This is a genomic window from Flavobacterium bizetiae, from assembly GCF_902804475.1.
GTDB classification, from domain to species: Bacteria; Bacteroidota; Bacteroidia; order Flavobacteriales; family Flavobacteriaceae; genus Flavobacterium; species Flavobacterium bizetiae.
In genome coordinates this window covers 1-22,398 of record NZ_CADCSU010000037.1, presented here as the reverse complement: position 1 = coordinate 22,398, position 22,398 = coordinate 1, and the positions used below count along the sequence as shown (strand labels likewise).

General features: G+C 36.1%; 11 protein-coding genes. 10 read left to right on the top strand and 1 reads right to left on the bottom strand.

The window, feature by feature from the left end:
* Nucleotides 1-321: 321 nt before the first annotated feature.
* From FLACOL7796_RS02935 to FLACOL7796_RS02890, 10 genes are all read left to right on the top strand, one after another.
* Nucleotides 322-5,541 carry a beta strand repeat-containing protein gene (locus FLACOL7796_RS02935; RefSeq protein WP_173969340.1) on the top strand — a complete coding sequence of 1,740 codons (5,220 nt, stop codon included), beginning with the start codon at nucleotides 322-324 and terminating at the stop codon, nucleotides 5,539-5,541.
* A 77-nt stretch (nucleotides 5,542-5,618) separates the two neighbouring features.
* Entirely contained in the window at nucleotides 5,619-8,024 is a 2,406-nt protein-coding gene (locus tag FLACOL7796_RS02930; RefSeq protein ID WP_173969339.1) for a hypothetical protein, read from the top strand.
* 71 nt (nucleotides 8,025-8,095) lie between these two features.
* Entirely contained in the window at nucleotides 8,096-9,343 is a 1,248-nt protein-coding gene (locus tag FLACOL7796_RS02925; protein ID WP_173969338.1) for a gliding motility-associated C-terminal domain-containing protein, read from the top strand.
* Nucleotides 9,344-9,883: 540 nt separating this feature from the next.
* A complete protein-coding gene (locus FLACOL7796_RS02920) occupies nucleotides 9,884-10,729 on the top strand; it encodes a helix-turn-helix domain-containing protein (protein ID WP_173969337.1) in 846 nt (281 codons plus the stop codon).
* A 66-nt stretch (nucleotides 10,730-10,795) separates the two neighbouring features.
* A complete protein-coding gene (gene rclC / locus FLACOL7796_RS02915) occupies nucleotides 10,796-11,368 on the top strand; it encodes a reactive chlorine resistance membrane protein RclC (protein ID WP_173969336.1) in 573 nt (190 codons plus the stop codon).
* An 86-nt stretch (nucleotides 11,369-11,454) separates the two neighbouring features.
* Nucleotides 11,455-13,095, top strand: coding sequence for a DUF6377 domain-containing protein (locus FLACOL7796_RS02910; RefSeq protein WP_173969335.1), 1,641 nt, complete (start codon nucleotides 11,455-11,457; stop codon nucleotides 13,093-13,095).
* Between the two features lie 312 nt (nucleotides 13,096-13,407).
* Complete coding sequence (gene bglX, locus FLACOL7796_RS02905) at nucleotides 13,408-15,690, top strand: beta-glucosidase BglX (RefSeq protein ID WP_173969334.1); 2,283 nt, start codon at nucleotides 13,408-13,410, stop codon at nucleotides 15,688-15,690.
* A 7-nt stretch (nucleotides 15,691-15,697) separates the two neighbouring features.
* Complete coding sequence (locus tag FLACOL7796_RS02900) at nucleotides 15,698-17,908, top strand: glycoside hydrolase family 3 C-terminal domain-containing protein (RefSeq protein ID WP_173969333.1); 2,211 nt, start codon at nucleotides 15,698-15,700, stop codon at nucleotides 17,906-17,908.
* A gap of 31 nt (nucleotides 17,909-17,939) precedes the next feature.
* Entirely contained in the window at nucleotides 17,940-19,070 is a 1,131-nt protein-coding gene (locus FLACOL7796_RS02895) for an acyltransferase family protein (RefSeq protein WP_173969332.1), read from the top strand.
* Between the two features lie 124 nt (nucleotides 19,071-19,194).
* Complete coding sequence (locus tag FLACOL7796_RS02890) at nucleotides 19,195-20,376, top strand: MFS transporter (RefSeq protein WP_173969331.1); 1,182 nt, start codon at nucleotides 19,195-19,197, stop codon at nucleotides 20,374-20,376.
* Between the two features lie 189 nt (nucleotides 20,377-20,565).
* On the opposite strand, the gene FLACOL7796_RS02885 is transcribed toward FLACOL7796_RS02890, so the two are convergent.
* Nucleotides 20,566-21,315 carry a DeoR/GlpR family DNA-binding transcription regulator gene (locus FLACOL7796_RS02885; protein ID WP_173969330.1) on the bottom strand — a complete coding sequence of 250 codons (750 nt, stop codon included), beginning with the start codon at nucleotides 21,313-21,315 and terminating at the stop codon, nucleotides 20,566-20,568.
* Nucleotides 21,316-22,398 lie beyond the last annotated feature (1,083 nt).

Sequence of the window (22,398 nt, the reverse complement as noted above, 5' to 3'; positions counted from 1 at the left end):
TTAAATAAAGAATATTGTTTTTACAAATTATTTAGTTCCTGATCTGTTCTAAATATCTTTATTCAAGCCATTTAAATTAAGGTTTTTTTTAGACCTGTTAACCTCCTTTTAGCCATCACTATTTTATACATGTTTGTTTACGACATGTAGTTATGCGCCCGTATTTATTGAGTTTTTACTATCCTACTTAAGTATCTAAGCCTTTTACTTCTGTTTTTTGATATTGCTTTAAAAGCATTTCTTATCTGCCTCAGATATCCTGCCCCGGGATTTTTTATTTCTGTTATAATAAATTGTTTGATAACCCTAATAATTAAACTTATGAAGAATAAATTACTCTCCTTATTTTTATTTTTAGGTAGTTATGCAGCTTATTCTCAGGTTGGTATTGGAACACCAATGCCTAATGCTTCTTCTCAGTTAGAAGTGGTTGCCGCTGATAAAGGTGTATTAATTCCTAAAATTAGTTTAACAGGTTCGACAGATGCTACGACCATTACAAATGGTAATGTCAACAGCTTATTGGTATTTAATACGGCAACAATTTCAGATATTAAACCAGGATATTACTATTGGTATAATAGCAAATGGAATCGAATTGTTATTTCAACAGAAATAGCAGCAAATCCAGGAACGGTTATTTATAATCCAAATAATCAGCAATTTACTTATATAGATGCTTCGGGAAATACACAAAATATAGATATAGGCGCCATTGTAAAAGCCAATGAAACGGTAACATCACTTATCAATAATGGTGGAGGTTCTTATACGTATACTAATGAAGCCGGAACAGCTTTAAATATTGATGTTGTTGGAGATGTAACAACTAATTTTAGCACCATTGTAAACAATCCGGCGGTCACTACTATTATTCAGGATATTGTAAATAAAACAGAGGGCAATGTCTCTTTTGATACTACTACCAATCAGTTTACGTATGTAGATAATTCTGGAAATACCCAAATCGTAGATATCAGCACGATTGTAAAAGCGAATGAAACCATTACAACACTAGATAAAGATCCGGCGAATAATGGCCAATATACATACACAAGTGAAAATGCTACAACAACCAAAATTGATGTAGTGGGAGATGTGGTGAACAACTCCGCAGTAATTTTAAACAATCCTGCTTTTATTACGGAACTGACCAATATTATTAAAACCACCGAAACGCTTACAACTTTGGTATATGATAAAGCAGCGAATACTTTAACTTATAAAGACGAAGATGAAAATCTTAATACCATTAATTTACTGGAATTAGTAAGCAATATCGAAACCAAAACGACATTGGTTTATGATCCGGTTGCAAAAACGTTAACCTATAATGGAGAAAGCGGAATTCCAACCGTAATTAATTTGGTCGACCTTGTTGGAGATGCAGAAACGGTAACCACTCAAATTCAAAATCCAACAACGGGAGTAATTACCTATACCAACGAAGCCGGAACTGCCACAACAGCACAAGTTACAAGTACAGACGCGGGAAATATTTTAACCGTTGGTTCAGATGGCGGAAGTTTACTGACTCCAACTGCAATTGCAAACGCAACAACAGTTTCGAATACATCTGCAGTAAATAATTTGAGCACTACAGTAAATGGTGTAACAGGAACTGCTGTGCCTATTGTTAACAGTAACGAAACATCATTAACCGCAGGAAAATTAACCACTACCGTTAACGGAGTGGCGAGTACACCATTAGATCTAACTCAGATTATTACAATAGATACAGATAATACTTTAACCTTATCGGGAAATACGTTAACCTCTACCGTAAATGGAGTACCAGCATCATCTGATGCGGTAAGCGGTGTTGCGAATGCTTCGGCAGTGAATACTTCGACAGTAACCGTAAACGGTATCACGAGTACAGGCGCGCCGATTATTAATACTAATGAAACTTCATTAACAGGTGCAAGTTTAACAACAACAGTAAACGGAGTAGCCAGTACAGCTTTAGATTTGACTCCGGCAATTGCAGCGGGTACTACGAATACTTTAGGTTTAACAGGCAATACTTTAACCTCTACCGTAAATGGAGTAGCTTCAACATCAGCTGCAGTAAGTGGAGTTTCGAATGCCTCGGCAGTGAATACTTCGACAGTAACCGTAAATGGTATCACGAGTACAGGCGCGCCAATTATCAATAGTAATGAAACTTCATTAACAGGAGCAAGTTTAATCACAGCTGTAAATGGTATAGCAAGTACAGCTTTAGATTTAGCTCCGGCTATTAAAGCCAATGAAACTGTAACAACATTAGCACAGGATTTAGCAACGGGAACCATAACGTATAACAATGAAGCCGCGACACCAACAACTTCTCAGGTAATAAGTGCTAACCCCGGAAATGTTATTACGGCAGGAACAGATGGAGGTGGATTTTTGAATGCAGCAACAATCAAAGCAAATGAAACAATCACGACAATAAATCCAATTGTTAATTCAGGCAGTATCATTGCAACTTATACCAACGAAGCGGGCGGAACCCCCGTTGAAATTCAACAAAGTGTTACAAAACAAAGTCAGGATCCGGGAACGGGGATTATATCATTTTTTAATGAAGATGGTATCTCAAGCGATGCAAATGTTATCAGCACTGATCCTGCCAATATCATTACCGTTGGTCCAGACGGCGGTGCTTTATTAACTCCAACAACATTAGCAGCAGCAACAAGCGTTTCTAATACCAGTGCTGTAAATAATTTAAGCACAACAGTAAATGGAGTAACAGGAACCGCGGTGCCAGTTATTAATAGTAACGCGACTTCTTTAACAGGAACAAATTTAACCACAACAGTAAACGGAGTGGCAAGTACAGCACTTGATTTGGCTCCGGCTATTACGGCAGCAACCACCAATACTTTAGGTTTGGCAGGAAATACATTGACTTCTACTGTTAATGGAGTTGCTTCAACATCGAATGCCGTTAGTGGTGTTTCGAATGCATCGGCAATAAATACAGCGACCGTTACAGTAAATGGCGTAACAAGTTCAGGAGCTCCTATTATTAATAGCAATGCAACTTCATTAACAGGCTCTACTTTAACAACAACCGTAAACGGAGTGGCGAGTACAGCACTAGATTTAGCTCCGGCAATTAAGGCGGGTGAAACTATTACGACAATTACTCCAATTGTAAATTTAGGCAGTGTTATTGCAACTTATACCAATGAAGCTGGTGGTGTTCCGGTAGAAATTCAACAGAGTGTTACAAAACAAAGTCAGGATCCGGGATCCGGAATTATATCGTTTCTTAATGAAGATGGTTTTACTTCTGATGCCAATGTTATCAGTACTAATCCGGGAAACATCATCACTATTGGAACTGATGGAGGTGCTTTATTAACTCCAACCATATTAACCGCTGCAACCACAAATACTTTAACTGCAGTAAATGGAAATCTTGTTTCAACTGTAAACGGCGTTGCTTCAACTCCGGCTGTTCCTGTATTAATAGCTGCTGATAACGGATTAACCGCCGCAAATGGCAACGTGCAATTGGGAGGAACTCTTATTGCTCCAACCACAATAGTCACAGACTTTGCCAATACTTTAGCTATTACAGGTTTAATGCACGGAATGCCAATGGATGAAATTTTGGTTACAGATCCGGGCGGCGGGGTTATCAGAACAATTAAGCCTGATGAGTTAAACCAAAATGACTGGCATATATTTGGGAATAGCAACACTGATGATACTATTAATTTTATTGGTACAACAGACGATAAAGATTTAGTTTTTAAAAGAGATAATGATCCTGCAGGTTTGCTAAATCGAAACAATACATCTTTTGGTGTGTTTGCTTTAAATATTGCTTCTACAGGAGCGGGAAATACTTCAATTGGAAGATATTCACTTTTCAGCAATACATCCGGATTTTATAATTCGGCAATTGGTGAGAATACATTATACAATAACACTACTGGAGGAGAAAATACAGCTACTGGCCATTTAGCTCTAACTAATAATACGACCGGAAATTTTAATACCTCTGCAGGTTATGCATCACTTTCAGGAAATACGCTTGGAGGTAGAAATACAGCATTTGGTTATGGTGCCGGAGGTAATAATACAGAAGCCTCAAATAACACCTTTCTTGGCGCTAGTGCTAATTTAAGTACTTTAGGATTAAATGTAAGCAATGCAACCGCTATTGGATATAATGCAAAAGTAGCTACTAGCAATAGTTTGGTTTTAGGAGGTACAGGTGCAGATGCCGTAAATGTGGGTATTGGTACCGATGCGCCAGAAAATACCTTACACATTAAACCCGTAACAGGTGCTGATCCTATTCGTGCCGAAGGTCTACAGCCAAGTGTGTCAGGAACTGATAATATTGTGGTTGCAGATGCTTCCGGCGTTTTTAGAACAGTAACACCTAGTTCTCTAATTCCTGCCACAACAGTATCAAATAGTTCATTAATAAATAGTTTAACTACAACGGTAAATGGAGTGACGGGAACTGGAGTAAATATTATAAACAGTAATACAACATCACTTACGGGAGCCAATTTAAATACATCTGTAAATGGCGTAGCGAGTACTGCTTTAAACTTGACTCCGGCAATTAAAGCCGCTGAAACCGTAACGACAATAACTCCCGTTGTAACGACAGGAAACACCATTGCAAATTATGTCAATGAAGCCGCAGGTACTCCGGTTGAGGTTAAGGAAACGGTTACTTCTTTAAAAGATGTGGTAACACAGGTTACCGACCCATTTGGGCAATTGTTTGATGTACATACACTGACTTATACTGATGAAGCAAGCACACCTAATCCTATCGATTTATCGGTTTTGGTAAAAGGAGTAGAAACACTGACATCATTAGTATACGACGGAGCCAATCATTCTTTGATTTATAGTGATGAAAAAGGAAATGCTTCTGAGTTTAAAATGGTTGATTTAATTGGAGAGTCGGAAACATTAACCACTTTAGAAGTAAATGCTACAACAGGAACTTTAGATTATATAAACGAAAACAAAGTAGTAACACAACTGGATTTAGGAGCAGCTGTAAAAGAACCTTGGTTTAGTACAACAACCCACATGGGAGCTACACTAAATACCGAGGATATTTATACCAACGGATGGGTAGGAATAGGGTATACAACTGCATCCGGAGCACCAAACGAAAAACTAAGAGTCAACGGTGCTATATCTACAGTCAATACTTATTATGCCGATTATGTATTTGAGGATTATTTTAATGGAAAATCTGAAATCAAGTCCGATTATAAATTTAAACGTCTGCCCGAAATTGAAGATTACATCAAAAAATACAATCACCTTCCGGGAATAACGCCTATTAACAGACTCGAAAAAACAAAAGAAGGGTACGCATTTAATATGTCTGAATTATCGATTCAGTTATTAGAAAAAACAGAAGAAATCTATTTGCACATTATAGAGCAAAACAAAGAGATTGAAGCAAAAGACAAAGAAATAAAAGAGTTGAAAGAAGCCTCAAAAGCAATGAATTTACGTCTTGAAAAACTGGAAAAACTAATAGCAGAAAAGAATAATTAATGCCATTTATCAAGTTTTAGAAAATTCTAAAACCAAGAGTGACAACTAATATTATTACAGACTTAAATACTACGATTATGAAAGTAACACTATATAAAATCCAAAAAAATATCTTTGCAGTATTCTTTATTTTGTTCAGTCTTTATTCTCTTACGGCTCAGGTAAATAATACTAAAATAAAAGACGGAACAGTCAGTACCGGCCCTGAAAAAGCAAAGCCGGGAGCGATTTTTGAATTAGAAAGTAACAATAAAGGAATGCTGACTTCGCGATTAACCACCGCACAACGCGACGCAATCCCACCTGCTAATCTTACAGACGGTTTATTAATTTATAATACCACAACAGGATGTTTTGATTATTGGAGCCAGATTCAAAATATATGGCTGAGTATCTGCGGTACATTACCGCCTGCGGTATTTGAAATTGCTACAGCACAATGTAGCGAAGTACAAGCTTTTGGAACCTATAAAAGCGGACAAGTTTTAATTGCCTCCAATTATCTCACAGTTCCGGTTACTGTTACACAACCGGGAGTGTATACCGTTTCAGCCACTACAACCAATGGATATTATTTTGGAACAAGCGGTACTTTTCCAACTGCGGGGACTTATACTTTGAATTTGCCAGCGACAGGAACACCAAAAAATGGTACAGTAAATCCAGACCCGGGAGATCCCGTAACTATTAATTTAAACGGAAAAGCAAGCACTTGTATTCCGCATATTCCTATAACTCCTGCCGATGTTGATTTTATTGTAAATTGTGGTGTTATAAATCCGCTAGGCAGTTATTATATTGGAATTCCTCTAACATCTACAAATAAAATTACAGTTAGTGTAAGCCCAACTGTTTTAGGATTTTGGAGTATGAATACCAATACCGTAAACGGATATTCTTTTAGCGGCACGGGAACATTTACAAGTTTAACTCCAAATCAAACCGTCGAACTTTTAGGAACAGGAACACCGGAAGCATCAGGCATCAATAATTTTAATTTGGTTTCTAATGCCACTACACAGGGAACAGCTTCCTGTACTGGTATTCCAATTACGGTACAAGCAGTAGCTTATACGATTAATTGTGGTACGGCAACACAAAACGGAGTTTACTTGCAGGATGTTCCTTTGACGGCGCTCAATACCATTACATTACCCATAAATGTAACAGCAACCGGAAAAACAACAATCACCACCACAACCGCAAACGGAATTACTTTTACATCCGGGCTGATTACTTTATCTACTTTAGGAGCACAAAATGTAACCTTAATAGGTTCCGGAACACCAACGGTTTCGGGAACAGCTGCCTTAACAGTTTCCGGAACTCCGGGTGCAGCCGCAACATGTACATTAAATGTTACAATAGCACCACAGCCTGTAACCTATACTACAAATTGCGCCGGAATTACAACGGCTGGTAATTATGCACCAGGTATCGCAATGGCAGCCGCAAATACGATGACAGTTCCTGTAAATGTAACTTATGTAGGAGCTTACAGTATTACAACCAATAGCGTAAACGGAATCAGCTTTTCGGCAGCAGGAACGTTTAGTGCTATCGGAGCTCAAAATGTAATCATGACCGCAACAGGAACTCCAACTTCGGGAGGAACTTTTTCTTATGCCATAACCGCTAATAGTACCAATGGAGGTACAGCGTGTAATAAAAGCATAACGTTTGTTTTCCGTACGATGAAAGTACTGGGAATGGGAGATGGAATGTATCAGCCAGGAACTGCCGGAACAGGAGATGCTTCTAGAGCGATATTGGCATCAACGGCAAATTTTAGTGCTACGGGAACATTTCAGGTACAAGGTATTACCATTATAAATGGAGGAACAAATCAGGGCACTACATTGAAAAACTTAATCAATACCAATAATGTTGATATCATAGTAATTGGATACAATTATCTGCCAAACGCGGCTTCTATTGCCATCTTAAATGATTTTGTTCAGAATAAAAAAGGAGTAGTAATTCATTCACAGGAAAATGATGCGGCGGGAACAGCCAATTTAATTAATACCATTTGCGGCTCAACAACGGCGGTAGTTTCGGGAACAGGAACAACCTATGTAAATCCTGTTTTAAGTGTTTCAGATCCTATTCTTCAAGGGCCTTTCGGAACCATTACCGGATTTAATCTAGGTAGCGATGTAAACAATTCGTATTACGTTACCGGTCTTCCGGCAAACGTAACAAGTCTTGCAACTCAAAACGGAAACGCAACCAGAATATTCTCGTTTAAACATAATACTTTAGGGTATATATATGTAGGAGATTCTGGCTGGACTGCCGGACAAGTATCTAATACGTCTACCACAACATGGCCAGCAAAATTTGCCAGTACGGGACAGCCGTTACCAAAAGCATACGATTCTGGAGTTACGGTTTATAATAGTATTATGTATGCGAATACTATGGCATGGGCTATTAAATATGTACAGGATAACATTAACTCTGGTTATGTTCTTCCTTAAGTAAAAATTGAATATAGATCTCTTTATTGTTAGAAAGAGATCTGTATTATCTAACGTCTAAATGCTAGATTATGATGAAGATTTATAGAACAGCAATTTTTCTATCCTTATTATTTATGGGTAAAATTGCAGGGCAGACTGTCAATACAGGAGATTTATCCGTTGCACCCAATACGCAGCTTTCGACCTTGTTTAGTTTTGATAATAAGTCAAGCGGCGATGTATTGATAGACGGTAATTTTATTGCTTATGCCAATTTTAATAATGACGGATTAGTCACGTACAGTAACGCAAGTAACGGAAAAACTTTTTTTATAGGTACGCAGCAACAGCTTATTTCGGGTACAGAAATTGCGCATTTTCAGAATATTGTTTTTGAGAATACATCAGGGTTAGTTCCTTTTCAGCTCAATACGATTATTGAAATTGGTAAAAATGCCGAATTTAAAAAAGGAATTGTAGATGCCGATACTTATAACGGAAAAATGATTTTTGACCTAAATGCTTTTCATACCGATGCCAGTAATTTGAGTTTTGTGGATGGAAAAGTAGAAAATAAGGGGAATCTCGATTTTGAATTTCCTGTTGGAGATCAGTTTTATTTCAGGCCTTCTTATCATGAGAAAGGAGCAAATGTAAATAATGCTTATACAACCCAGTATTTTTTGCAGAATGCTGGAAATCAACATCCGTATACCAGTAAAGACGATACTATTATAACTATTGATGAGGTTGAATATTGGAATTTAACCCAGGATCAGGGTTCAGAAAAAATTGTATTAAGTCTTACTCTCGATACCAACACAACGCCCGCTTCTTTTTTTGAAGAGAAACCCGATACGCAATTAGGTATAGTTCGGTGGGACGATACAGCCAAAAAATGGGTAAATGAAGGCGGCGTAACTACTGATCTTGTTACAGGAGCAAATTATTCTAAATTAGTTACTACCCAAGTAGGCGGTTACGGACTTTTTACAATTGCGATGGTGAAAAAAGCAGACATTCCAGATTCAGATTTAATTATTTATAATGCTATATCTCCTAATGGCGACGGACTTAATGACAGCTTTTATATTAAAGGAATCAATCAATATCCTGAGAATAGGGTAGAGATATACAATCGCTGGGGAGTAAAAGTATTTGATGCTGCCTCTTACAATGAAAGTGATGTAATGTTCAAAGGATATTCTGACGGACGAGGAACTGTAAAAAGGGGAGAAGGACTTCCTGCCGGAACGTATTTTTATGTTTTAAAATATACCAAAGGCACTCAACCTATTGAGAAAACAGGATATCTTTATATTAGTAATGATAAATAAAATTTGAAACAGCTGAAAACGGTTTTCATTTCAATTTATAATGAACATTTTTTTAGATAAATGCTCCAGAGGAGCAAAATATATATAGTCTAATTGATTCTCTAATGTGCGGAGCCTCAGCGGGGCGATATATTTGCAACAGATAGATATTTCGCTCCGATGGAGCTTTAAATCTTTTTAGGATTCATTGCTATAAATATTTTGCTTCTCTGAAGCATTTTTAGATTAATCTATAGGGCTTAATTGTAAAAAATACTTTTTAGATAAATGCTCCAGAGGAGCAAAATATATATAGTCTAATTGATTCTCTAATGTGCAGAGCCCCAGCGGGGCGATATATTTGCAAAAGATAGATATTTCGCTCCGATGGAGCTTTAGATCTTTTTAGGATTCATTGCTATAAATATTTTGCTTCTCTGAAGCATTTATAGAAATAATCTCTATTTTTTGTAGAGATAGATTTTATAAAAAAAAGCAGTACTTTAAGTATATTTGAAGTATTGCTTTTTTTATATAAGCAGAGCTTAAATTAATTTGATAATGAAAGAACAACAAAAGAATCAGAGCTGCTCTGTTCAGGAATGTGATACCGATGAGATCAATCAGAGTGGTGGTTCTCCTTTGTATAATATCTTTCTTTTGGAAGGAAACGGAAAAGTAAGTGTTGATTTAGCCGAATATTCTTTTGATGGTAAAATCGCATTGTTTTCAACGCCTTATCAAATTATTCAATTCAAAACTGAAGAAATTTTAAAAGTCAGAAAACTGCAATTTCATGGCGATTTTTATTGTATCGAATACCACAAAAAAGAAGTAGCCTGCAATGGGCTTTTATTTAATAATATATACGAGCAAACCTTTATTAATTTGACCCCCGAAGAATATTCTGAAATAAATTATATACTCGGAAAATTGATTGTTGAGATTGAAGATACTTCCAGTTATGCTGATGCCGTTGTAAAAGCCTATCTGCAATTGATTTTGGCATTATGCAGTAAAATCAAGTCCCAACAGGTTATTGTTTACGATGAAAAGAATGCTCACCATCCGTTAATGCAATTTAAAACATTACTCGAGAATCATTTTCATACCGAAAGACAGCCTTCTTTTTATGCTTCGCAAATGGGTATTTCGCCAAATAATTTTTCGAAGATTTGCAAACAGCATTTTCTTAAAACTCCTTCAGAATTAATTCACGAAAGAGTGATACTGGAATCTAAAAAGCTCATTCATCTTAGTTATAAAAGCATGAAAGAAATAGCCTCAGAATTAAATTTTGATGATGAGAATTATTTCAGCCGTTACTTTAAAAAACATGTCGGAATTTCGCCAACCGCTTTTCGCGAAAATGTTGGAATATCCATCGTGGCAGATTTGTCCAGATAAACTCCACATTTGTCCATTGTTGCGCCAATAGTGTCTCCTTAATTTTGTCTGTAAATAATTAAACAGATGAAAACACTAAAAATCGTAGCAAATTTACAAGGTCAATTTTTCAATTTTATGCGAATCGCCATTTTTATCGTAATGGTATGGATTGGCGGACTTAAAGCTTTTCAATATGAAGCCGACGGAATCGTTCCTTTTGTAGCCAACAGTCCTCTCATGAGTTTCTTCTACAATAATCCTGAAGAATACAAGGATTATAAAAACAAAGAAGGAGAAGTAATTGAAAAGAATATCAACTGGAATACCCAAAACGGAACCTATAGTTTTTCGTATGCTTTAGGAAGTGCAATTGTAATTATTGGTTTTCTAACTTTATTAGGTATTTTCAATAAAGGTTTGGGATTAATTGGTGGCTTGCTTACCGCTGGTATGGCATTGGTTACGCTTTCCTTTTTAATTACAACGCCAGAAGTCTGGGTTCCTAATTTAGGAGGTGATATGCCAACGCCTCAACATGGTTTTCCGTACCTTTCCGGCGCAGGCCGATTGGTTATAAAAGATATCATTATGATGGCCGGAGGTTTACTGATAGCTTCAGATTCTGCTAAGAAACTTTTAGAATATAAAAAGCTATAAACAGCTCATCACAAATAAAAAATGATTTTAGCAATTTGCAAATTTGCATATATTTGCAAATAACTACTAACTAAAATCATTTTGTTTTGTTTAAGAAAAGTCTAGTTTCTGTTTTATTTATTTTATCTGTAAGTTGTTTTGCGAATGTAAAAGATTCATTACGTCTTAAATTGGACTTTGCTATCGAGCACAAAGCATATTATTCTTCTCAAAAAGATAAAAGAACTTCGAAAATTAGAAAGGCACTTAAAGGAAAAAACTCACTTGAAGTTCAGTATTCATTAAATCAAAAATTATATACAGAATACAGAAAATATAAAATAGATTCGGCATTGTATTTTATTACCAGAAATGTAAAACTTTCAGAATCAATTAAAGATAGTAGTTTTAAAACTGATGCTGTGCTGCAATTAGCAAATCTATATTCAGCAAGCGGACGTTTTCTGGAATCCGAAAAATTACTTAAATCAGTTCAAACAAAAACACTTTCAAACAATCAAAAAAAGACCTATTTGGAATTTTATATTGAGTTTTTTGAGCACTACGCCACAAACAATCCAAATAAATATTACAATGAACAAATAGGAATCTACAGAGATTCATTGCTGGCAGTTTTAGATCCGCAATCTTCAGAGTATAAAGTAAATTTAGCTTTACGTTCTATTGATAATAAAGAGTATAGTGCGGCAAAGACAAATCTGGAAGATTTGTTCTACAATCAGGAACTTAAAAAATCTCAATATGCCATGTGCGCCTATCTTTTAGGAAACATTAGTATGCACGATAAAAATTATACTGATGGAATAAATTATTATACGCTGGCAGCAATTACTGATATAGAAACGGCAACAAGAGATCAGGGAGCCATACAAAATCTTGCCATATACAATTATTACAACAATAATATTGATCTGGCTTATAAATATGCAAAGTCAGCTTTAGAAGATGCTGTAGTCTGCAATGTAAAATTTAGAACCTTGATGATGTCAGAGTTTTATTCGATTATTAATGCAGCCTACCAGAAAAAAGAAGATAAAAATAAAAAGCAACTTCAGGTTTATATTCTATCGGTAAGCGTACTTAGTGGTTTTTTAATTATTTTGATTTTCTATATCTATCGCCAAATGAAGCGTTTATTTAAAATTAAAAAAGAACTCTCAGCATCAACTCAAAACCTTCAGGAATTAAATGCTGAATTTCAGTCTGTTAATGATCGGCTTAAACTATTCAATGACCAGCTTAACGAATCTAATAATATAAAGGAAGAATACATAGCTCAGTTTTTTGATATCTGTTCCTCTTATATAAGCAAAATGGAAGATTACAGAAAGAAACTTTATAAAAAAGCAGTCAACAAACAGTTTGTTGAGTTAACCAATGTTTTAAGATCAAATGATACAATCGAGATGGAATTGGGTGATTTATACAGAAAATTTGATACTGTTTTCATTAAACTTTATCCTGAATTTACTTCAGATTTTAATGCTTTGCTTACCGAAGGAGAAAAAATCACGCTAAAAGAAGGAGAAATATTAAGTACAGAGCTACGCATCTTTGCCCTTGAAAGACTTGGTATTAAAGACAGCGAAAAAATTGCTTCATTTTTAAGGCTTTCTATGAGCACGATTTACAATTACAGAACTAAAATTCGCAATAAAACGGTTTATTCTAAAGAAGAGTTCACCAAAAAACTCGAGAAAACCGGTAGTAGATCTCATACGTTATAATAGAGATAATGATCCTCAGAAATCCCTGTTTTTTATGAGGATATCAAATTAGAAAGCTAAAGTTGTATAGGGAATGATGTAGTATTTACGGCAGGTTTCATTGCTTTTTTAAGCTACATTTTTTGCAACTACGAACTACTTTTTAAAACGCTATTTTGTGTTTAAGTATTTGATTTTTAGTGTTTTAGTTAATTTGTTGTTCTACATTTTATTTTTGCATTGCAGCGCGAGTACTATATCGTTATAGTTTTACATCATCGGGATTTATTCATTAAAAAAATAAACCTGAGGCAGATAAAATTATAAATCGATATGAAAAAACAATTAGCAGCAGTATTGTTTCTGGCAGCATCATTACAAATGAATGCCCAGCAGCAAAAAGATCAAAAAATGAATGCGTTCGTCAGCAGTCTCATGAACAGGATGACGCTTGAAGAAAAAATAGGACAAATCAATTTACCCAGCGAAGGAGACATTATAACAGGATTGGGAAGCAATACAAACATTGCAGCAAAGATTCGTAAAGGCCTTGTGGGCGGAATGTTCAATATCAAGGGCGTTCAGAAAATCAAAGAAATCCAGAAAATTGCTGTTGAAGAAAGCAGACTAAAAATACCGTTACTTTTTGGTATGGATGTTATTCATGGATATGAAACTATTTTCCCGATACCTCTGGGAATAGCGTGTACCTGGGATATGAAAGTGATTGAAGAATCAGCAAGAATTGCTGCTAAAGAGGCTAGTGCCGATGGTATCAGCTGGACTTTTAGTCCTATGGTGGATATCGCCAGAGATCCAAGATGGGGACGCGTTTCTGAAGGAAGCGGAGAAGATCCTTATCTGGGCGGACAAATTGCGAAGGCAATGGTAAGGGGTTATCAGGGAAAAGATAATACATTTTCGGAAAAATTTAATATTCTGGCTTGTGTCAAACATTTTGCATTATATGGTGCAGGAGAAGCCGGAAGAGATTATAATACGGCAGATATGAGTCATATTCGCATGTACAACGAATATTTTTATCCGTATAAAGCTGCTGTAGAGCAAGGTGTAGCAAGTGTAATGGCTTCTTTTAACGTGGTAGATGCCGTTCCTGCTCATGCTAATAAATGGTTGCTTACCGATGTTTTGAGAAAACAATGGGGTTTTGAAGGATTTACAGTAGCTGATTATGGCGGAGTAGGTGAAGTTGTCAATCATGGGCTTGGCAGCTTAAAAGATGCTTCGGCTTTGGCAATGAATGCAGGATTAGACATGGATATGGTTTCAGAAGGATTTTTAAATACATTGCCATCTTCTATTAAAGAAGGTAAAGTTGATATTGCAAAAGTAGACCAGGCCTGCAGACGTGTCCTTGAAGCAAAATACAGATTAGGATTGTTTAAAGATCCTTATAAATTTTGTGATGATAAAAGAGCACAGAAGGAAATTTATACCAATGAAAACAGAACTGTAGCACGAAAAACAGCTGCTGAAAGTTTTGTACTTCTAAAAAATCAAGGAAATCTTTTACCACTATCCAAAACAAAAACAATTGCTGTAGTTGGGCCAATGGGCGATACAAAATCAAACATGGTCGGAACCTGGAGCGTAGCAGCCAAATTGGATAAACCTCTTACTTTGGTCGAAGGATTGCGCGAAACTGCAGGCAGCAAAGGCAATATTATTTATGCAAAAGGTTCTAATCTTTTAGATAATGAAAAAATGCAAAAAGATGCCACAATGTTTGGCAGAGATATTCCTTGGGACAACAGATCAGAAGAAGAACTGATTAAAGAAGCGCTTAATGCAGCTTCAAAAGCAGATGTGATTATCGCAGCAATGGGCGAATCTTCTGAAATGAGCGGAGAATCAAGCAGCCGTACAGATATCGGAATTCCAGCAGTACAAAAAAGAGTTTTAGAGAAACTTTTAGCCACAGGAAAACCAGTTATTCTGGTGTTATTTGCCGGAAGACCTATGACACTGGTTTGGGAACAGGAAAATGTGCCTGCTATTTTGAATGTTTGGTTTGGAGGAAGCGAAGCAGCAAAAGCAATTGGCGATGTAGTTTTTGGTGATGTAAACCCAAGCGGAAAATTAGTATCAACTTTCCCGAGAAGCGTGGCTCAAATTCCTCTTTATTACAATCACTTAAACACAGGAAGACCAGCATCAGATAAAGGCTTTGAAAAATTTAGAAGCAATTATATGGATGAAAAAAATGCACCCTTGTATCCATTTGGTTTTGGGTTAAGTTATACCACATTTCAATACAGCCCTATAACGCTAACTACAACTGAAATGACAGCTCACGAAACAATAACAGCTTCTGTAGAAGTAAAAAATACAGGATCGAAAGACGGAGCAGAAACAGTACAGTTTTATGTAAGAGATATGGTAGCCAGCATTTCAAGACCAGTAAAAGAATTGAAAGGTTTTGATAAAATCTTTTTAAAAGCAGGAGAATCCAAAACAGTAAAGTTTACTATCACTCAGGAAATGTTGAAATTCTACAACAGCACACTCGATTTTGTAAGTGAGCCAGGTGAGTTTCAAATCATGATTGGAAGTAGCAGCAACGATGTACAGACCGCTTCGATTAATTTAAAATAAAAAAAATATGTTACATAAATTATTTACGGCTTTTATAATGCTGTCCGTATTAAATATTTCGGCGCAAAAGACTTTGCCGATATATCTTGATGATACAAAACCTACAGAACAACGTATCGAGGATGCACTTTCGAAAATGACATTAGAAGAAAAAATTGCGATGGTGCATGCGCAGTCTAAATTTAGTTCACCGGGAGTACCCCGTTTAGGAATTCCTGAAAACTGGATGACTGATGGTCCTCACGGAATTCGTCCTGAAGTAAAATGGGATGAATGGCAACAGGCAGAATGGACAAATGATTCGTGTATTGCTTTTCCTGCACTTACTGCATTATCTGCTACCTGGAACAAAAACATGTCACTTTTGTACGGAAAAAGTCTTGGAGAAGAAGCGCGTTACAGAAACAAAAATGTAATTCTGGGTCCTGGAATTAATATTTATCGCAGCCCACTAAACGGAAGAAATTTTGAGTATATGGGCGAAGATCCTTTTCTTGCTGGCGAAATGGTTGTGCCTTATATAGAAGGAGTACAGTCGAATGGAGTAGCGGCTTGTGTGAAACATTTTGCACTAAACAATCAGGAAACCAATCGTCACGGAGTAAATGTAATTGTAGACGATCGGGCGCTTTACGAAATTTATCTTCCTGCTTTTAAAGCTGCAGTTCAAAAAGCAAATGTTTGGGCGGTTATGGGATCGTATAATAAATACAAAGGATTGCAGGGTTGTCATAATAGTTTTCTGTTGCAGGATATCCTGAGAAAAGAATGGTCGTTTGATGGAGCTGTAGTGGCAGATTGGGGCGGAGTTCACAATACAAAAGAGTCTATTTATAATGGTCTTGACATGGAATTTGGAACCTGGACAGATGGACTTACATGGGGAGCCAGCAACGCATACGATAATTATTATATGGCAAAACCTTACCTTGATTTGATAAAGTCAGGAGAAGTGGGGACTAAGGAACTGGATGAAAAAATCAGAAACATATTACGTCTTATTTTTAGAACCAATATGGATAGAAACAGACCTTGGGGATCTTTTGGTACAGCAGAACATGCAGTAGCAGCACGTAATATTGCAGAAGAAGGCATTGTACTTTTAAAAAATAAAGAAGCCTTATTACCTCTGGATATTAAAAAATATAAAAAAATAGCAGTTATTGGAGAGAATGCGATCAAAATGATGACCGTAGGAGGAGGAAGTTCTTCGCTTAAGGCCAGATATGAGATTTCACCTCTTCAGGGACTTCAGGAAAGAATTGGTGCTGAAGCCGAGATAATTTACGCAAGAGGATATGTAGGAGATGCCAGCGGAAATTACAACGGAGTAGTTTCCGGACAAAATCTTACCGAAAATCGTAGTGCCGAAGAACTTAAAAATGAAGCGCTAAAAATTGCAAAAGATGCTGACGTAGTACTTTTTATTGGCGGACTTAACAAAAGTGATTTTCAGGATAGCGAAGGTAATGATCGCAAAGAATTAGAACTTCCATACGGACAGAACGAACTTATAAGTGAGTTGGCAAAAGTCAATAAAAATTTAGTGTATGTAAATATTTCGGGTAATGCCGTAGCAATGCCTTGGGAGAAAGAAGTTCCGGCTATTGTTCAGGGATGGTTTCTGGGTTCTGAATCAGGAAGCGCTTTGGCAGCAGTATTATTAGGTGATGTAAATCCATCGGGGAAATTGACATTTACTTTTCCTGTTGCATTAAAAGATAATGCTGCACACGCTTACAAAGCTTTTCCTGGTGGAGATGAGGTTACCTACAAGGAAAGTATTTTTGTTGGCTACAGATGGCATGAGAAAGAAAAAATAAAACCGCTTTTTCCTTTTGGTTACGGACTTAGTTATACTTCATTTCAGTACAGCGATTTAAAAGCAGATAAAACAAAGATCACTCCAAACGATAAAATTACTTTTTCACTAACGATAAAAAATACTGGTAAGCGCGATGGAGCTGAGATTGTTCAACTTTATATTTCAGATGTTAAATCGTCGCTTCCAAGACCAATAAAAGAACTTAAAGGTTTTGATAAGGTGTTCCTAAAAGTGGGAGAAGAAAAAACGGTGACTTTCACGATCGATAAAGAAGCATTAAGTTTCTTCAATGATAAAGAACACCAATGGATTGCAGAACCTGGAGATTTTCAAGCTTTAATAGGAGCTTCATCAGCAGATATCAAAGCTAAAATTAATTTTAGTCTAAAATAGTAGAATCATTAAAATCAAAAATAAAATACAAATGAATGTTATTTCTTCGCAAGGAGTGGTTTTCAAGGATTCTAAAAAACATTATGAAATTTTGGACGGGCTTCGGGGCGTAGCCGCAATTTTGGTTGTTGCCTTTCATATATTAGAGGTTTTTTCGGGAGGGGATCATACTAAACAACTCATTAATCACGGTTATCTGGCAGTCGATTTTTTCTTTCTTCTCTCAGGTTTTGTAATTGCTCACGCTTACGATGACAGATGGAACACCATGTCTCTCACCGGATTTTTCAAAAGACGACTCATACGTCTGCATCCTATGATAATAATAGGTATGACCTTAGGAGCAGTCTGCTTTTATTATGCAGCTTCTACTATGTTTCCAGCAATAGAAGGAACTCCTTTCTGGAAACTTATTGTAGTAATGGTGCTGGGCTGGTTTTTAATACCAGTTCCCGGATCATTAGACATAAGAGGATGGGCAGAAATGTACCCCTTAAACGGCCCAGCATGGTCTTTGTTTTTTGAATATATAGCCAATATTTTCTACGCCCTAATATTGCGTAAAGTATCAAATACAGTATTGTGGATTTTAGTCTTTATTGCAGCATTTGCATTAATACAACTCGCTGTTTTGAGTCCGCACGGAGATATAATAGGAGGCTGGTCCCTGGATCCGGAACAATTACGCATCGGATTTACCAGATTAGCTTTTCCTTTTTTAGCCGGAATATTGCTTCGTAGATTATTTAAATCAGGAAACATTAAAAATGCGTTCTTATGGAGCAGCGTTCTTATTGTGTCAATTATGTCCTTTCCACGTGTTGGAGGATCTGATCATTTATGGTACAATGGAATTTACGATTCCCTCACTATTATACTATTATTTCCCTTAGTAGTTTATATTGGCGCAAGCGGAAGTATTAAAAGTGATGTTTCGAAACGTTTGTGTACTTTTTTGGGCGATATATCATATCCAATCTATATCACACACTTTCCAATTTTGTACGTATATTATACATGGGTGTCCAAAAACAATGTTAGTCTCGAAGATTCGCTTGGAGTTGCATCCGTAGTTTTTATTCTCTGTATTGTAGTTTCCTATGTTTCACTAAAATTATACGATATCCCGGTTAGAAAGTGGTTATCAAAAAAATATCAGTAAAACAATTAAATTACTATAAAATTGATAAGCTGTCTCTGAGGCAGCTTATTTTTATTTTATAAATAATATTGCTTTATTTTGCAAATTTGCATAAATTTGCAAAACAAAAATTAAGATTAAATATATGAGTTTACGAATTAATAAAGCAGTTTGGGCAATACGAAGCATTTTTTTTGTTTGCGGTCTGGCATTATCTAGTTGGGCGCCTATGGTTCCTTTTGCTAAAGCACGATTAAATTTAGATGATGCTTCACTAGGGATGTTATTACTGCTTTTAGGAACAGGAGCTATTATTATGATGCCGATCAGCGGTTATCTCAGTCAAAAATTTGGTAATAGAACTATTATTGCCATATCAGCTATAGTTATTGCCTTAGTATTACCTCTTTTAGCATTTTTTGACGGAATTTTACTGATGAGTTTTTCCATTTTGCTTTTTGGGGCAGGTATTGGAACCATAGATGTTGCAATGAATGCTTTTGGTATTCATTTACAAAATATATATGGCAAACCCATTATGTCATCGCTCCACGGTCTTTTTAGCGTTGGCGGACTTTTTGGTTCGATGGGATTAGGAATTTTAATGAAAATGGGATTACCACCACTCACAGCCGCCATTTGTATTTCAGTTCTTGTTGTTTTAACTCTCGGTCTTCAATACAGTAATTTATTTAGTGCTTCCGAAGAATTTGCAAATATTCCAGTTAAGCACAGTGAATCTCAGGCATGGAACTGGTCATGGCTAAATAAAGGCGTTTTATTTTTAGGATTCTTATGTTTTATTGTTTTTATGGTAGAAGGAGCCATGCTCGATTGGAGCGCTCTTTTTCTTCATGAAGATAAAGCACTAGACGAAAGCCTGGCCGGAGCGGGTTATGCTGTTTTTTCAATTGCAATGGCTTGCATGCGTTTGTTTGGAGACAGGATTGTCGAAAAGTATAATGCTTCAATAGTAGTTTTCGCAGGAGCGCTTTTAGCATCAGCAGGATTTTTATTAGGTATTTTGTCACCCCTTGTCTCAATTTCTTTACTAGGATTTTTTCTTTTAGGATGTGGCGCTGCTAATATTGTTCCCGTGTTTTTTAATGAAGCAGGAAAACTTAAAAACATTAAAACAGCAACAGCTGTTGCCGTTATAACCACAATGGGATATTCAGGTCAGCTTTTAGGACCAGCAGGAATCGGATTTATTGCCCATGCGTCATCCCTTTCAAAAGCATTGATAGTATGTGCAGTTCTGCTTTTCCTGGTAGGGCCATTGTACTTAATGAATTTCTCTTCGAAGAAAAAATCATTAAAAGCGTAAAACTTTGAAAATACTTAAATGCTTAGAAGATAAAACAAAACTCAATAAATAGACATACAGTATGTATTGACTTTGTTTTAATGCGTCAGAAAACAACAATTCTCTTTAGTTAGTAAGTTGAAATTGGTTTACTGATCCCATTACTGCAGATCTTTTGATCTGCAGTAATTTTTTTAAAGAATAAGTAAGTTATATAATTTTAAGACCGCTCTTTCTGTACGAGTTTAATTTAAGGTCCGTGCTTGCAAGTTCCGTTATTAATACAGCTACTTCCTCCATAGGGCAAATTCTAAAAGTCTCCGATGTATTCAGCTTTTCTTCTACAGCAAGAGCAAAAGTCTTTTTTGAGAATTTGTGCATAGCGGTTTTAACATCCGCATCACCAGCAAAAGAAGCCGTTACGCCAAAAGTACTGTCAATTCCGCAAGTTCCCAGAAAATAACTATCTGCCACATAAGTGCTAATTTCATCACAAGCTTTTGCCCCTTCGGTAGTTTGAGTCTGAGCATTGTATAATCCCCCTAAAAGAATCAGTTTTATATTTTTATGATTTTCTAAAACAGGAATAAGCGCAGTATTATTAGTTACAATAGTAAGTTTAGATTTAATAGGTAGTTTTGCCGCAATACTACAATTGGTAGTACCACCATCCATAAAGATAGTCTGGCCATCCTCAATAAACTGCTGCGCCTTCAAAGCAATAACCTCTTTTTTACCTGTTACATAAGACGCTCTGTCAACAAAACTCAAAGGATTTTTAGTTACCGGTATAGCACCCCCGCGAACCTTCGAAAGCAGTCCGTTATTATGTAGCGCTTCAATGTCCCTGCGAATCGTGTCTTCAGAGACTTCCAATGCCATTGCCATAGTATCAAATTGTACCCTGCCATCTTTCGAGAGTATTTCCAGAATCTTTGCAAAACGTTCTTCTTTCAGCATAAAAGATAATATATATAAGTAGGACTGCAAAGATACATCTTTTACCCAAAGATATATTTTATAGATAGGAAGTGATAAATACAAATGATGCCACAAACCTTTATATAACCCGACAAATTTTAAAAATCTTTGAGATTTGTTTTTCTATACCTTAATATATAAGAGTAATATATCTGTCTGAGCGAAGTCGAAGCCTTTAGATTTTAGATTTTGAAGATTGGAATTTAGATTTTGAAGATTGGAATTTGGAATTTGGAATTTGAAAAATTTGGAATTTAGTTTTAAGGATCAGGAGCTATTTCCCGCTATCTGTTCCAATCTTTTGTGCCGAACACCGGCACAAAAGGATTTCCTCTACTATCGGGGCTAGGGCAGTAGTTTTCATAAGAAGAGTATGTCTATATAAGTATAAAGAGAACCTTCGTGCCTTAGTGCCTTCGTGGCAAACCTTTCAAACGCATTAAATTTCCCATTACAAAGTAATCATCAAACAATATAAAAATCTTTGAAGTCTGCAAAATCGGGAGTTTTCAATCGAGTCTTATTATGAAAAGAGCAATGCGTTTAAGAAAAATCTTAGAAAGTCTAAAAAAGACAAAAAGCTAAACTTGGTGTTATCAGAGTATTAAGAAAAAGTTTTGAAAAACATTGAAATTATATAATAAAAAGGCTTGTAAATGTAAATAAACTGCCTACTTTTGCACCCGCAACAACGATAAACGTTCACTGAAATACTGACAGGCAAAAGCAATCAAAACGAAAATTTATTTTCGAAAAAAGATTAAAAAAAGCTTGTGGGTAAAGAAAGAAAGTTTTAAGTTTGCACCCCGCAAAACACGGAAAGTTCATTGATAAATTGGTAAGGTTTTAGAAAGAAAAAGAAAAGAGATTTTCTTTAGAAAAACTTCAAAAAACATTTGCCAGTTAGAAATAAGTTTTCTACTTTTGCACCCGCTTTGAGAAACAAGCGAAAAGAAAAGAAATACACGTTCGTAGACATATTGAATTGACAGCCGTTTTAACAGAGATGTTAGAACAAAAGAATAAGAGTAATGGAATCGAGAGATTTGAAAAGAACCGATA

Excerpts from the sequence above, each read along its gene's own strand:
- FLACOL7796_RS02890 (WP_173969331.1), top strand. The coding sequence starts at position 19,195 with ATGAGTTTACGAATTAATAAAGCAGTTTGGGCAATACGAAGCATTTTT.
- FLACOL7796_RS02935 (WP_173969340.1), top strand. The coding sequence starts at position 322 with ATGAAGAATAAATTACTCTCCTTATTTTTATTTTTAGGTAGTTATGCA.
- FLACOL7796_RS02930 (WP_173969339.1), top strand. The coding sequence starts at position 5,619 with ATGAAAGTAACACTATATAAAATCCAAAAAAATATCTTTGCAGTATTC.
- rclC (WP_173969336.1), top strand. The coding sequence starts at position 10,796 with ATGAAAACACTAAAAATCGTAGCAAATTTACAAGGTCAATTTTTCAAT.
- FLACOL7796_RS02885 (WP_173969330.1), bottom strand. The coding sequence starts at position 21,315 with ATGCTGAAAGAAGAACGTTTTGCAAAGATTCTGGAAATACTCTCGAAA.
- FLACOL7796_RS02895 (WP_173969332.1), top strand. The coding sequence starts at position 17,940 with ATGAATGTTATTTCTTCGCAAGGAGTGGTTTTCAAGGATTCTAAAAAA.
- FLACOL7796_RS02920 (WP_173969337.1), top strand. The coding sequence starts at position 9,884 with ATGAAAGAACAACAAAAGAATCAGAGCTGCTCTGTTCAGGAATGTGAT.
- bglX (WP_173969334.1), top strand. The coding sequence starts at position 13,408 with ATGAAAAAACAATTAGCAGCAGTATTGTTTCTGGCAGCATCATTACAA.
- FLACOL7796_RS02900 (WP_173969333.1), top strand. The coding sequence starts at position 15,698 with ATGTTACATAAATTATTTACGGCTTTTATAATGCTGTCCGTATTAAAT.
- FLACOL7796_RS02925 (WP_173969338.1), top strand. The coding sequence starts at position 8,096 with ATGATGAAGATTTATAGAACAGCAATTTTTCTATCCTTATTATTTATG.